Origin of the sequence: Bradyrhizobium sp. 1 (assembly GCF_023073315.1) — a bacterium.
GTDB lineage: Bacteria > Pseudomonadota > Alphaproteobacteria > Rhizobiales > Xanthobacteraceae > Bradyrhizobium.
The window spans coordinates 375,302-387,563 of sequence record NZ_JADPJH010000022.1; the positions used below are offsets into that span (position 1 = coordinate 375,302).

The 12,262-nt window shown below is 63.9% G+C and carries 13 protein-coding genes; 8 read left to right on the forward strand and 5 right to left on the reverse strand.

Annotated features, from left to right (window positions below):
- Positions 1-10: 10 nt before the first annotated feature.
- Positions 11-613 (reverse strand): ABATE domain-containing protein, encoded by a 603-nt coding sequence (locus IVB29_RS18490; protein WP_247505135.1) that lies wholly within the window; start codon positions 611-613, stop codon positions 11-13.
- A gap of 138 nt (positions 614-751) precedes the next feature.
- Between IVB29_RS18490 and IVB29_RS18495 the strand changes: the two genes are divergently transcribed.
- The 3 genes from IVB29_RS18495 to IVB29_RS18505 all read left to right on the forward strand — a co-directional run bounded on the left by IVB29_RS18495 (position 752) and on the right by IVB29_RS18505 (position 3,074).
- A complete protein-coding gene (locus IVB29_RS18495; RefSeq protein ID WP_247504800.1) occupies positions 752-1,447 on the forward strand; it encodes an alpha/beta hydrolase in 696 nt (231 codons plus the stop codon).
- Positions 1,448-1,508: 61 nt separating this feature from the next.
- On the forward strand, positions 1,509-2,360 hold the full coding sequence (locus IVB29_RS18500) for an alpha/beta hydrolase (RefSeq protein WP_247504801.1): 852 nt from the start codon (positions 1,509-1,511) through the stop codon (positions 2,358-2,360).
- 84 nt (positions 2,361-2,444) lie between these two features.
- Positions 2,445-3,074: a TMEM175 family protein gene (locus IVB29_RS18505; RefSeq protein ID WP_247504802.1), complete on the forward strand. Its 630-nt coding sequence runs from the start codon at positions 2,445-2,447 to the stop codon at positions 3,072-3,074.
- Here the strand turns inward: IVB29_RS18505 and IVB29_RS18510 are convergent.
- Together IVB29_RS18510 and IVB29_RS18515 are read right to left on the reverse strand one after the other, a co-directional pair.
- On the reverse strand, positions 3,037-4,089 hold the full coding sequence (locus IVB29_RS18510; RefSeq protein WP_247504803.1) for a putative zinc-binding metallopeptidase: 1,053 nt from the start codon (positions 4,087-4,089) through the stop codon (positions 3,037-3,039). The genes IVB29_RS18505 and IVB29_RS18510 overlap by 38 nt on opposite strands.
- Before the next feature lie 446 nt (positions 4,090-4,535).
- Positions 4,536-5,255 (reverse strand): hypothetical protein, encoded by a 720-nt coding sequence (locus IVB29_RS18515; RefSeq protein WP_247504804.1) that lies wholly within the window; start codon positions 5,253-5,255, stop codon positions 4,536-4,538.
- 286 nt (positions 5,256-5,541) lie between these two features.
- On the opposite strand from IVB29_RS18515, the gene IVB29_RS18520 reads away from it, so the two are divergent.
- The gene (locus IVB29_RS18520) at positions 5,542-6,465 is read left to right on the forward strand and encodes an ABC transporter ATP-binding protein (protein WP_247504805.1); all 924 of its coding nucleotides are present in this window, start codon (positions 5,542-5,544) and stop codon (positions 6,463-6,465) included.
- Positions 6,462-7,223, forward strand: a complete 762-nt coding sequence (locus tag IVB29_RS18525; protein ID WP_247504806.1) for an ABC transporter permease — start codon at positions 6,462-6,464, stop codon at positions 7,221-7,223. Before IVB29_RS18520 ends, IVB29_RS18525 begins: the two co-directional genes overlap by 4 nt.
- A gap of 51 nt (positions 7,224-7,274) precedes the next feature.
- On the opposite strand, the gene IVB29_RS18530 is transcribed toward IVB29_RS18525, so the two are convergent.
- Entirely contained in the window at positions 7,275-7,598 is a 324-nt protein-coding gene (locus IVB29_RS18530; protein ID WP_247504807.1) for a hypothetical protein, read from the reverse strand.
- Positions 7,599-7,936: 338 nt separating this feature from the next.
- Here IVB29_RS18530 and IVB29_RS18535 point away from each other — a divergent pair, with 338 nt between their 5' ends.
- Positions 7,937-8,722 (forward strand): L,D-transpeptidase, encoded by a 786-nt coding sequence (locus IVB29_RS18535; protein WP_247504808.1) that lies wholly within the window; start codon positions 7,937-7,939, stop codon positions 8,720-8,722.
- 59 nt (positions 8,723-8,781) lie between these two features.
- Here the strand turns inward: IVB29_RS18535 and IVB29_RS18540 are convergent, their stop codons facing one another.
- Positions 8,782-10,044: a hypothetical protein gene (locus IVB29_RS18540; RefSeq protein WP_247504809.1), complete on the reverse strand. Its 1,263-nt coding sequence runs from the start codon at positions 10,042-10,044 to the stop codon at positions 8,782-8,784.
- 239 nt (positions 10,045-10,283) lie between these two features.
- On the opposite strand from IVB29_RS18540, the gene IVB29_RS18545 reads away from it, so the two are divergent.
- Together IVB29_RS18545 and IVB29_RS18550 are read left to right on the forward strand one after the other, a co-directional pair.
- Positions 10,284-10,538, forward strand: a complete 255-nt coding sequence (locus tag IVB29_RS18545; RefSeq protein WP_247504810.1) for an acyl carrier protein — start codon at positions 10,284-10,286, stop codon at positions 10,536-10,538.
- 25 nt (positions 10,539-10,563) lie between these two features.
- Positions 10,564-12,261 (forward strand): fatty acyl-AMP ligase, encoded by a 1,698-nt coding sequence (locus IVB29_RS18550; protein WP_247504811.1) that lies wholly within the window; start codon positions 10,564-10,566, stop codon positions 12,259-12,261.
- Position 12,262 lies beyond the last annotated feature (1 nt).

Here is a 12,262-nt window from a genome sequence, read left to right on the forward strand (position 1 = left end):
CGCATCGTGATCACTGCCTGCTCTTGAGCCTGCTGCGATGCGCCGCCTGCTTGGCGCGATTGCCGCAAATCGCCATGGCGCACCATCGTCGCGCGCGCCGGCGGGTGTGATCGGCGAACAGCATCGTGCAGCCATGGCCCTCGCACGCCTTCACGTCGGAAAAATCTTCCTCGCAGACGAACTTCGCCATCGCCTCACCGATGGGCAACAGCAGGGAATGGGGTGATTGCCAGCGCCGCGTCGTCCGCAGCGCGAGGCCGTGATTGCCGTCGTCGTGCCGCGGTTCGATCCGGCTGAACACCTCGTCTTGCTCCAGCAGGCTGTTCAGCGGACCGAGCTCCTGCAGGGCCGTCGAGGTGAGCGGCCGGCCCGCATGCTTGCGAACAAATTCCCTGAACCACTCGCGCAAGGCCCGCGCCTGATCGGCGAGTTCGTCCAACTCACCCGGCTTCGCGCGCGCGCTCAGCGCATCCAGCTTCTCCGTGGGCACCAACTTCGCCTGTGCCAGCCAATCGATCAGCCCTTCGCCGTCGTCGATCCAGTCGACCGGGGTATCGACCGGCGTGGCGATCGAATTGAGGAAATCGAGACCGAGCGAGTCGGCAATGAACATGGCAGGCGGTCTGTTTGGCACGTGTGGCTCTCCAGCCGGAAACGCCCTCTACGTAACCTGTAAAATGCATATTGACAAGTTACGCCGCCAAGACGTAACCTTATAAGGTCGATCAAATAGGTTATGAAGGAGGTGACGATGGCGAAGGGCGATGCCGCGGTGATTCTGGCCCACGGCGCGTGGGCAGACGGGTCGAGCTGGGCGCGCGTCGTCACGGCGCTTGCGGCCGAGGGGATCAAGGCGAAGGCGGCGCCGCTGCCGCTGACCTCGCTTGCGGATGATGTCGCAGCCCTCAACCGGAGCCTGGATCGTACCGATGGTCCGATCGTCCTCGCGGGACACGCCTATGCCGGAGCGGTCATTGCGCTCGCGCGCCCTGCACGCGTGAAGGCGCTGGTCTATGTGGCGGCGCTTGCTCCCGACGAAGGCGAGAAGGTTGCGGACGTATTCTACCGCCTGCCCCCGCACCGGCAGGCACCAAAGCTTGCGCCTGACGACAACGGCCTGATCTGGCTGCCTGAGGACGCTTTCGCAACGGCGTTCGCACAGAACGCCTCAACGGAGGATCGTGCCGTTCTTGCAGCCGTGCAGCGGCCGATCTCCGGTAATTGCATCACCGTCCCGGCCGGGCGGCCGCTCTGGAAGGACCTCCCGAGCTGGTTCCTGATTGCCGAGCAGGACCGCATGATTGCACCCGAGACGCAGCGCTTCATGGCGGAGCGCATGAAGGCCAACATCCGCACGCTCGCCGTCGATCACACCCCGAGCGTCACCGCCCCCAAGGCCGTTGCCGACATCATTCGCGACGCGCTGCATGCCGTGAGCGGCAAGTAGCGCGCGACCGGATCTCATCTCGTCAAGTCAACCACAGCAGTGACCAGCAACGGAGAATGTCATGACCTCCACAAGATATCGCACGGCCGACGTCGACGGCTTCAAGGTGTTTTATCGCGAGGCCGGCCTTGCCGGCGCACCGAAGCTGCTGCTGCTGCACGGCTTCCCGAGCGCGGGCCACATGTTCCGCGACCTGATCCCGCTGCTGGCTGACAAATTTCACATCGTGGCGCCGGACCTTCCCGGCTTCGGCCAGTCCGACATGCCGTCGCGTGAAACCTTCCGCTACACGTTCGACAATGTTGCGCACGTCATCGAGCGCTTCACCGAGGTGATCGGCTTCGACCGCTTCGCGGTCTACGTCTTCGACTACGGCGCGCCGACCGGCTTCCGACTCGCGCTCAGCCATCCCGAGCGGATCACCGCCATCATCTCGCAGAACGGCAACGCGTATGAGGACGGCCTCAGCGATGGCTGGACTCCGATCAAGGCCTATTGGCAGGACCCCTCGCCTGCGAATCGCGAGGCGCTGCGCGCCTTCCTCACACCCGATGCGACGCGCTGGCAGTACACCCATGGCGTCCCCGATCCGACGACCGTGTCGCCGGATGGCCAGAACCTCGACAATTATTATCTCGCACGTCCAGGCTCCGACGATGTGCAGCTCGATCTGTTCGGCGACTACAAGAGCAATGTCGCGCTCTATCCCGCCTTCCAGACCTATTTCCGCACGCACAAGCCGCCGTTCCTCGCAGCCTGGGGCAAGAACGATCCGTTCTTCATTCCGCCCGGCGCCGAGGCGTTCAAGCGCGACAATCCCAATGCCGTGGTGCAGTTCTTCGACACCGGCCATTTCGCGCTGGAGACGCATGCGCGGGAGATCGCGGCCAGCATTCGGGCGTTCCTGACGTAACGGACGCGTGGCATCCTCAATTGGCCGCTATCGGACAACAGCAGTCGCGATGGGTATGATGCAAATGACAAGGGGGCGACCATCATGGCGCATGCGAGGCGGACTCCGGAACGGCTCAGCGCATTCTCCGACGGCGTGTTCGCCGTCCTGATTACCGTGCTGGTGCTGGAGCTTCGCCCGCCCGAAACCCCGACCTTCGCGGCATTGCTGGCGCTGTGGCCGACCTGGCTCTCTTACGCCGTGAGCTACGTCTTCATCGCGATCGTCTGGGTCAACCATCATCATCTGATGCGCTATGCCAGCGAGGCGACGCCGCGGCTGATGTGGTTCAACTTCGCGCACCTGTTCTCGGTGTCGTTGCTGCCGCTCTCCACCGCCTGGATGGCAGTGAGCGAGCTCGCGCCGCAACCGGTCGCGTTCTATGCCGCGGTGTTCTTCCTGGTGAACGCGACCTATGTCGCGCTGATCTGGGATCTGGTCGGACGCGCGCCGGTCAGCGAGGTGCCGCCGCGAGAGCGCCGGCTCATGCGCATCCGTGCAATCCTGACGCTTGGCATCTTCGCGCTCGCGGCCGTGGTCGCCTTGAAATTCCCGGTCATCGGGCTCGTGATGTGTTGCTGCTGCCTGCTCGGCTACCTGAAACCGGAGGCACCGGGTGCCGACGAAGATACACCCTCTACGCCGCGAGCTTCTGCTGATCGCGAAATGCGCTGATCGCCATGTGCACGAGGTGCAGTTTGCCTTGCACCGCCGGCGAAATGTCGAACGGATAGGCGTCGCTCATGCCGAGCGAGCGGTTGAGCTCGTTGAGGCCGCGGGCGAGAGGGGTCCACAATGCCAGCAGCGCCTCGAAGTCGCTCTCCAGATAGGGATCCGTTAAGGTCTGCCGTGCGCGCTCGTCCAACGACAGCGGCAGACCTGCAGGTGAGTCGAGTGTCGACAGGATGTGGAGAAAATGCGCGAATGTTTCCGCCCAATCCTCCCAGGGATGGGAGGTCGCGTATTCGCTGATGAAGCCGCTTTGGTCGTATGAACGCTCGGTTCGTCCGTAGTAGCCGCTGATCGCGGCCTGATAATCCTGCGTCTCGTCGCCGAAGATCAGCTTGAACGGCGCCTGGAATGTCGTGCCGTTGACGAGCAGGTCCCAGTAGAAGTGTCCAATCTCGTGCCGGAAGTGCCCGAGCAGGGTCCGGTACGGCTCCCGGAACGCCACACGACGGGCCTCGCGTTCGACATCGTCGGCTTCTGCGAGATTGAGCGTTATCACGCCCGACAGATGCCCCGTCAGGATCGGATTGATCTCGTCGGAGAGAAAATCGAATGCGACACGGTCACCACCACGGGATTCGAGCGGAAGTCCCAGCCGGCGAAGATCGTAGAGAAGACGGCGCTTGGCTTGCTCCACTCGCCGCCAAAGCATGACGTTCCTGGTGCTGCCAAGATGCGGGATGGTCCGCGTGAGGCGACAGGAGTCGCAGTACCAGTCCGTGCCATCGACACACCAGTTACAACCAATGATCTCCCGGTTGCGGCAGGCCTGATTGAAGGCGAGTTTCGTCAGGTTGATGCACGAAGGATCGAACGCCAACTGGGTGCCACAGTTGGCGCAGGCGGTGTGCTCGAACGAGACGGGATGCCGACACGACGGACACTGGAATAGCTTCACGTTTTCTGGTCCCAAACAAACGGCACACCGGAAGATCGGCCTATCAGGAACTCTTGCGATCATTCTTGCCGGCTAGCAACGCACGTTGCATCCGAAGGGCCTGCTGCCTTAACCAGCCGGCGCGCTTCGCGTTCAAAAGCCTCGATCGCGACCGTGGCTTCTTCGCGGGCGCATTCTCGCCAACCGGGAGAGCAGCCCACATGCGATGAGGCTGAACTGACATCGGTCCGGTACTGCGTTTCTGAGCCATAGTTCGACAACACCGGATTGAATGCCGGGTTCCTCAGGGTCCGGAAGAGCACCGGCTTTCAAATACGACAAGGCGAGCACGACCTGGGTGCCCGGGAAGAAGTAAAGCCGTTGATACCGACACGTCGAGAGGGCTCGCCGCAACCGCGGCGAGCCCTCTCACGTCTGACACTGCTTCATTCATCGCCGACAAGACAACGCCGCCGCCGACAATGAAGTCGACGGCGGCGCAATCGGATCAGCTATTTCGGGCTAACGCATCAATTCCTTGCCGGAGCCGTTGCCGCCGCCGAGCGCGCCGGACGCGGCGCGCCGGGTTCGGCAACGGGAGCAGCCGGCGCGCGCGAGCGCATGATGGCTGCGTCAATCTCGCCGATGACGCGGCGCTGGATCGCCTCGTTCTTGTCGATCGAGATGTGGCCGACGCCGGTGCCGCGCACGTCGACATTGTCGAGCTTGCCGCGCAGACCGGCCGCGGCCCGCACCGGCTCGCCGGGGCCGTCGCCAATATAGATGTTGATGTAGCGCTCGGCGCCGGTCGACAGCTTGGTCTTGAACACGGAATCGAGGCCGATCGCGAGCTTCACGGGAACGCCGAGCTGGTTGAGCTTGGCGATCATGTCCGGCAGCGCGGTCGCGCCAGAGGAATGACCGACCAGGATGATGGTCTTGATGCGGCCGGCCTTGTAGGCGGTCGCGGCCTCATTGGCGAGCGAGGACCAGGATACGAAGTTGGCGACAGTCACCGGGATGCCCTGCGCCTCGAGGCGGGAGCCGATCGTGTCGAGCCCGAGCGAGAAGATGTTGAGCACGCCGCGAAGCAGGTAGACATGCGTGGCCTGGGCCGCAGCCTGGCTCGGCGCTGCGTTGGCAGGGGCCGGGCTGACGGCAATAGCTGACAGCAGAAGCAGGCAGATCGCCCACGTCCGGAGGGCGGGCAATTGGCTGGCGCCGGCGGTGTGACGGCCGTTCGGTCTCATCGATCTTTTCCCTGGGGACATACGCTTTGCGATTGGCTGGAATCGTAGCCACGGCCTGCTCGCAGACGCAACAAAGAGGCGCGTGAACGACAAATGTTAGCCGCAGCCCGTGACCATCGCGCAACACTTGCCCTAAACCTGCCACCGAAGCGCCTGTTTTGAGACCATTTTTCTCCGGGCAATTGCGACGGGGCAAGGGCATTCCTATCTCAGGGCTCCGCTGACCTCCCTCCGGGATGGTTCCAGCCTCCCTCCCCAGTCCTAGCCCCTCAGCCCTGCGGCCATCATGTCCTCCATCATTTCCGTCGCCAATTTGTCGAAGACCTATGGGTCCGGCTTCAAGGCGCTCAAGAACGTCAATCTCGATATCAAGCGCGGCGAGATCTTTGCGCTGCTCGGGCCGAACGGCGCGGGCAAGACCACGCTGATCTCGATCATCTGCGGCATCGCCAATCCGAGCGAGGGCAAGGTCCTCGTCGGCGGCGAGAACATCCAGACCTCCTATCGCAAGGCGCGCTCGCTGATCGGCCTGGTGCCGCAGGAATTGCACACCGATGCCTTTGAAAGCGTGTGGGCGACCGTGAGTTTCTCCCGCGGCCTGTTCGGCAAGCCGAAGAATCCGGCGCACATCGAGAAGGTGCTGAAGGATCTCTCGCTCTGGGATAAGAAGGACAGCAAGATCATCACGCTCTCCGGCGGCATGAAGCGCCGCGTGATGATCGCGAAAGCACTCTCGCACGAGCCGCAGATCCTGTTCCTGGACGAGCCCACCGCCGGCGTCGACGTCGAGCTGCGCAAGGGCATGTGGGAAGTGGTGCGCACGCTGCAGCAATCCGGTGTCACCATCATCCTCACCACGCACTACATCGAGGAAGCCGAGGAGATGGCCGACCGCATCGGCGTCATCAACAAGGGCGAGATCGTTCTGGTCGAGGACAAGGCGACCTTGATGTCGAAGCTCGGCAAGAAGCGCCTGACGCTGCATTTGCAGGGCAAGGTCACCTCGCTGCCGGAAAGTCTCGCTCACTATCAGCTCGACCTCTGCGACAACGGCGCGACGCTGGTCTATGACTATGACACCAAGGGCGAGCGCACCGGCATCACCAGCCTGCTCAGCGACCTCCGCGACGCCGGCATCCGCTTCAACGATCTCGACACGACCCAATCGTCGCTCGAGGACATCTTCGTCGACCTCGTGAGGACGTCATGAACCATCGCGCCATCCGCGCCATCTATCTGTTCGAAATGGCACGCACCTGGCGCACGCTGCTGCAAAGCATCGTCTCGCCTGTGGTTTCGACCTCGCTCTATTTCGTGGTGTTTGGCGCTGCGATCGGCTCGCGCATCAGCCAGGTCGAGGGTGTCAGCTACGGCACCTTCATCGTGCCGGGCCTGATCATGCTCTCGGTGCTGACGCAGAGCATCGCCAATGCGTCGTTTGGCATCTACTTCCCGAAATTCACCGGAACGATCTACGAGATCCTGTCGGCGCCGATTTCCTATTTCGAGATCGTGCTCGGCTATGTCGGCGCGGCTGCAACGAAGTCGATCATCCTCGGCCTGATCATTTTGGCGACAGCCGGACTGTTCGTACCGCTGCACATCCAGCATCCGGTCTGGATGCTGACCTTCCTGGTGCTGACTGCGGTGACGTTCAGCCTGTTCGGTTTCATCATCGGCATCTGGGCCGACGGCTTCGAAAAGCTGCAGATGATCCCGATGCTGGTGGTGACGCCGCTGACCTTCCTCGGCGGCAGCTTCTATTCCATCGACATGCTGCCGCCGACGTGGCGCTCGGTGGCGCTGCTCAACCCGGTGGTCTATTTGATCTCCGGCTTCCGCTGGAGCTTTTACGAGATCGCCGACGTCAGCGTCGCCGTCAGCATCTGCATGACGACGGCGTTCCTGGTGATTTGCCTTGCCGTGATCTGGTGGATTTTCCGCACGGGGTACCGGCTGAAGAATTGATCTGTCATTCCGGGGCGCCCGAAGGGCGAGCCCGGAATGACGACACTGGACTCACCTGTAGCAGTGGAAGCGATGGTAGCCGTCATAGTAGCCGCGGCAGCGGTAGTGGCGGTGATGCGGAATACCGAACACGCCCTCCACCGCACCCACGGCCCCTCCAACACCGGCGCCGACCGCGCCGCCAACTACGCCGCCCACGGGGCCAGCGATCCGGTTACCTTCATAGGAGCCTTCCTGGGCGCCGCGCACGATTCCTTGGGCATGGCCGGCGTGCGGCAGCGCTAACAGCGCGAGCAGGATGGCACCGGCTGCGAACAGCAGGCGGACGGGCAAACCGGCCGGCAATGACGCGGCGGCGATACGGGCTTTGTTCATCTTCGATCCCAAGGAAAATAAGGGGGTACCGGCGGCGGGCGCCGCCTGGTTGGGTAGGCCATGATCAACGTCCGAGGCGGCCAAATGGTTGCGCCTTTGTGACGAATTGTCGGCGTTGTGAACGGATGTCCGCTCGCGAAAATGTCAGCATCGCCGCTGGCCACGCGGCACAAAGCGGACTTGCTTACGCCCGGCATCACGTTAACGATGGCAATAAGGTTAGGTTTGCGGGCCGCTGGAACGAAAGCCGGATTGCAGGCATAGTGCACGCCGGGGGACGGAGAGCCGCGGCGCCTTGCACGAACAGGCCGGAGGCCAGAACTCAAATGCGTTTCCAGATGCGTTCATATTTCATCGCTTTCACCTCCCTGATGCTTTTGAGCGCCGGCACCGCCCAAGCCAAGGTCGAGATCACCGTCGACAAGGACAATCAGCAGATGACCGTCGCCGTTGACGGCGTCGCGCGCTATCACTGGCCGGTGTCGACAGGCATCCCCTCACGTGAAACGCCGGGCGGCTCGTTCCGCGCCTTCCGCATGGAAGAGGATCACTACTCCAAGGAATTCGACGACGCGCCGATGCCGCACGCGATCTTCTTCACGAAAGTCGGCCACGCCATCCACGGCACGGACTCGGTCGGACGTCTCGGCTCGCCCGCATCGCATGGCTGCGTGCGGCTGTCGCGCCAGAATGCCTCGACGCTCTACGCGCTGGTGCAGCAGCAGGGCGTGCTCAACACCACGGTGACGCTGACCGGCTCGGCGCAGGTGGCGCTGGCGCGCAATCCGCGCGGCCGCAACACCACAGCGGTGGCCCGCGCCCCGCAGCAGCCTGCCGAAGAGCAGTACGCCACATCAGGCGATCCCGTGAACCTCACGCCGCCGGCACAGCCCGGCCGCCGCTACATGCCGCAGGACGACAACTACATCTATCCAGCCGATGGCAGCGACACCGGCGCGCGCTATCCGGCACCGCGCGGCAGCCGCCCGCTCTATGACGCGCAGGTCTATCAACAGCAGCAGCCGCAGCAGTACTACAATCAGGGCAATGGCCAGCAGGGCACCTATTATCAGCCGCAGCCCCGGCAGGTTTATCAGCCGCGCGGTTATTACTATCAGAACTGAGGCTGCTATCTGAGCATGATCCTTTCGGAAAACCGCTCCACACTCTTCCGGATCATGCTCTATCTGAACGCGGCGTCGCCGCGCTCGACGATCTTTCGCGCAGCATCGACGAAGGCACGGGCGACCGGCTCGAGGATTTCCGGTCCGGTCGCGGCGAGATCGTCCGACGGCGTGTGGAAGCTGCGATGGCGACCGGCCATGCCGAGGAAATTGGCATAGCCCGCCGCGTGCACGTCGCGCAGCTCGCCGACCGCCTGCTTCTCCGTCACCAGACGTTTTGCGTCGACCCTGGCGAAGGCCTCATCGGTCAGAGCGACCGCGGATTTGCTCAGCACGAGATAGCGCTCCTCCTCGGGCCGATCGGTGCGGGCGCCTTCCGCAAAGGTATAGCAGGCGTTCGATGAACCGAAATGGATCCACGCCAGCGTGTCCTTCGGCGCCGGTGCACCGTTCTTCAGGAACAGCTCCATGCCGCCATGGCCGATCTCGTGGCCGGCGGTGGCGATGAAGACAAAATGCGCCGGCCATTTTTCCGCGGCGACGGTGCGCGCCAGCGCGAGGAAGTTGGCGATGCCGGGACCGCGCTCGCAGACGCAGGAGTACCAGCCGGTCATCGGAGTCGAGACGACAATGGTCGGCCCGCGTCCGGCGCCGATCCCGGCGATGACGTTGCGGCCGGCAACGTCGCGCTCGTAATGGCCCTTGACGTCGAAGGTGACGGGCGTGCCTGCGGCGAGCGCGCGCTCGAACAAGGCTCGCGACTTGGCGCCGACCACGAGCACCGGCACCGGCCAGGGCGCATCCTCCTGCGTGACATTGTAGGCGAAGCGCTCGTCGGCGGGATTGCCGATCATCAAGAGGATCGCCGCGGGCTTTTTCGCTGCCGCTTCCGTGATCGCCGCGCGATGATTTGGGCCGAGATAGGCCCCGCGATCGAACGGCAGGTCGAGCAGCAGGATCTTTCCGGCGACATCGCCGTCGCGCGCCAGCGGCGCGGCGAGGTGGAAGCTCGCTTTGTCCTCCGGCGGCCACCAGAACGGTGTCGCCTCGACCCTCGTGCCGGCCGCCTCGGCGCTGGCCTGCTCGGCGACATATTGCCGGCCGAGGACGACGGGCTGGAAGCTGACGTCGAACCCGGCCTGCTTCATCTCGCCGGCGATCCAGTCGGCCGTCGCGCGATCGCCGGGCGAGCCGAATCGGTGCAGGCCGAAGGAGGCATAGCGCGCCACGTCCTCGTAGAGACGCGCTCCCGAAAGCACATCCTTGGCTGCCGCTTGTCCAACCATGAGAATCACGATCGCTGCGATGAGGATAGGCCGCATGTGAGGTGCTCCCTGTCTTTTTTGAGGGTTAGTCTCTCCCTTCCGCGACGGCCGTCAACTGCCCTCACCGGCCGGCATGCCGCTGTCGACAGCGGAAATCGCGCCGGTCTGCGCGTGAAATGAGCGACCGGCGACGCAGGAAAGCAACAGTCCCCAACCTTCAACGCCGCGGCGTTTCGGCCAAATTGACAACCTTGGGGTCGCCCGTATTGTCTTTCCGATTGTTTCTGGGAAATGACATGACTCGCGAGCAGATTTCGGATTTCTGCGTGACCGCCCTGGCCAACATCCTGCGAATCTCGAGGGATCGGGTCGACACCACCACAAAGTTCAACCGCCTCGGCCTCGATTCGGCGATGCTCGTCTACCTCATGATGGAACTGGAGGAGAAGCTGGACATCGAATTGTCGACCGACGACTTTTACGACCATCCGACCGTCGAGGCCTTGTCGCGATTTCTCGCCGACAAGCGCGCGATCCGCACCGCCGCCTGAGAGCGGCTAGACCCGGCACCCTCCGATGGACACCTTCCGCTCGCTCGTGGCTGTGCTGGCCCGGCGCGCGGCGGAGCAGCCCGGTGATCGCGCCTATGTCTTCGTCTCCGATCGCGGGACGGAGGAAGCCACCCTCACCTTCCGCCAGTTGCATGATTCCGCAAGCGCGCTTGCCGCGCGCCTGACCTTGGCTGCACGGCCCGGCGATTGCGCCATCCTGGTGTTTCCGCCCGGCCTCGAATTTCTGGTGGCGTTGTTCGGCTGCCTGATGGCCGGCATCGTCGCGGTGCCGATGATGATGCCGCGGCGAAACAGCGCGCGCGATGCCAGCGCCGCGATCCTCGCCAATTGCACGCCGGCCCTCGCGCTGACCACTTCGGCCTTTGCGCTGCGCGGCGATCTGCAGGCGCGCTTTGCGCAGGAGAGCATCCGGTGGATCGAGGTCGATCTCGCCGGCGACGGCGCGACGGCCAATCTGCCGGAGCCGGCGCCGGATGATATCGCCCTTCTGCAATACACCTCCGGCTCGACGTCCGAGCCCAAGGGCGTGATGGTGAGCCACGCCAATCTGCTGGCCAATCTCGAGATGATCCGGCTTGCGCTCGGCAACACTGGGCAGTCGACCCATGTCAATTGGGTGCCGCTCTATCACGACATGGGTTTGATCCTGAACGCACTTGGGGCGTTCTATGTCGGCGCAACCTGCGTGCTGATGGCGCCGAATGCGTTCATGCAGCGGCCGCTCGGCTGGCTGCGTGCGATCTCGCATTACCGCGCGGAAGTCGCGTGCGGCCCCAATTTCGGCTTCGACCTCTGCGTCAGCCGCTATCGCGCCGACCAGATGGAGGGCATCGATCTCTCCTCGCTCAAAATCGCGCTCAACGGCGCCGAGCCGGTGCATGCAGAAACCATCGATCGGTTCAACGCGACATTCGCGCCGCACGGCTTCGATCCGCGTGCGATGTATCCGGCCTACGGCATGGCGGAGGCCACGCTGCTGATCTCCGGTGGAACGCGCGGCGACGGCCACGCCACGCGCAACATCAGCCGCACAGCGCTTCAGGCGCATGCGGCGGAAACGCCTTCCGGCACCGATGATGGACAGATCGTGGTCGGCTGCGGTCGCGCGCTGGCCGGCGAGCGGATCGCCATCGTCGAGCCGGAGCGCCGCGTCCGCCTGCCTGCCGATCGCGTCGGCGAGATCTGGGTCGGCGGCGCCAATATCGCCCGCGCCTATTGGCGCAACGACGAGGCCACACGTGAGGGGCTCAACGCGGAGATCGCGGGTGAGGACGGGCCGTGGCTGCGCACCGGCGATCTCGGCTTCCTCGACGTCACAGGCGAGCTATTCGTTACTGGTCGGATCAAGGACCTCATCATCATCCGCGGTATCAACCATTATCCGCAGGACATCGAACGCACGGTGCAGTCGCTGGACGGCGCATTGCGCGAAAACTGTGGCGCGGCGTTCTCGGTTCCGGACGAGAGCGGCGAGGAGACGCTGGTCATCGTGCAGGAGGTCGAGCGCACCGCGCGCCATACGATCGACGCTGATGAGATCAAGGGACAGATCCGCGAGGCCATTGCCGACAACCATGAGCTCTCCGCGCGCCACATCACGCTGATCCGGCCCGGCGCGCTGCCGAAGACCACCAGCGGAAAGATCCAGCGCAAGCTGGCGCGCAGGCTCTGGCTCGATGGCAGCCTGGAGGAGATCAGCTAGG

What these genes read in the sequence shown, in the direction of transcription:
- IVB29_RS18490 (WP_247505135.1), bottom strand. Translation starts at nt 613, where the DNA reads ATGTTCATTGCCGACTCGCTCGGTCTCGATTTCCTCAATTCGATCGCC.
- IVB29_RS18495 (WP_247504800.1), top strand. Translation starts at nt 752, where the DNA reads ATGGCGAAGGGCGATGCCGCGGTGATTCTGGCCCACGGCGCGTGGGCA.
- IVB29_RS18500 (WP_247504801.1), top strand. Translation starts at nt 1,509, where the DNA reads ATGACCTCCACAAGATATCGCACGGCCGACGTCGACGGCTTCAAGGTG.
- IVB29_RS18505 (WP_247504802.1), top strand. Translation starts at nt 2,445, where the DNA reads ATGGCGCATGCGAGGCGGACTCCGGAACGGCTCAGCGCATTCTCCGAC.
- IVB29_RS18510 (WP_247504803.1), bottom strand. Translation starts at nt 4,089, where the DNA reads ATGATCGCAAGAGTTCCTGATAGGCCGATCTTCCGGTGTGCCGTTTGT.
- IVB29_RS18515 (WP_247504804.1), bottom strand. Translation starts at nt 5,255, where the DNA reads ATGAGACCGAACGGCCGTCACACCGCCGGCGCCAGCCAATTGCCCGCC.
- IVB29_RS18520 (WP_247504805.1), top strand. Translation starts at nt 5,542, where the DNA reads ATGTCCTCCATCATTTCCGTCGCCAATTTGTCGAAGACCTATGGGTCC.
- IVB29_RS18525 (WP_247504806.1), top strand. Translation starts at nt 6,462, where the DNA reads ATGAACCATCGCGCCATCCGCGCCATCTATCTGTTCGAAATGGCACGC.
- IVB29_RS18530 (WP_247504807.1), bottom strand. Translation starts at nt 7,598, where the DNA reads ATGAACAAAGCCCGTATCGCCGCCGCGTCATTGCCGGCCGGTTTGCCC.
- IVB29_RS18535 (WP_247504808.1), top strand. Translation starts at nt 7,937, where the DNA reads ATGCGTTCATATTTCATCGCTTTCACCTCCCTGATGCTTTTGAGCGCC.
- IVB29_RS18540 (WP_247504809.1), bottom strand. Translation starts at nt 10,044, where the DNA reads ATGCGGCCTATCCTCATCGCAGCGATCGTGATTCTCATGGTTGGACAA.
- IVB29_RS18545 (WP_247504810.1), top strand. Translation starts at nt 10,284, where the DNA reads ATGACTCGCGAGCAGATTTCGGATTTCTGCGTGACCGCCCTGGCCAAC.
- IVB29_RS18550 (WP_247504811.1), top strand. Translation starts at nt 10,564, where the DNA reads ATGGACACCTTCCGCTCGCTCGTGGCTGTGCTGGCCCGGCGCGCGGCG.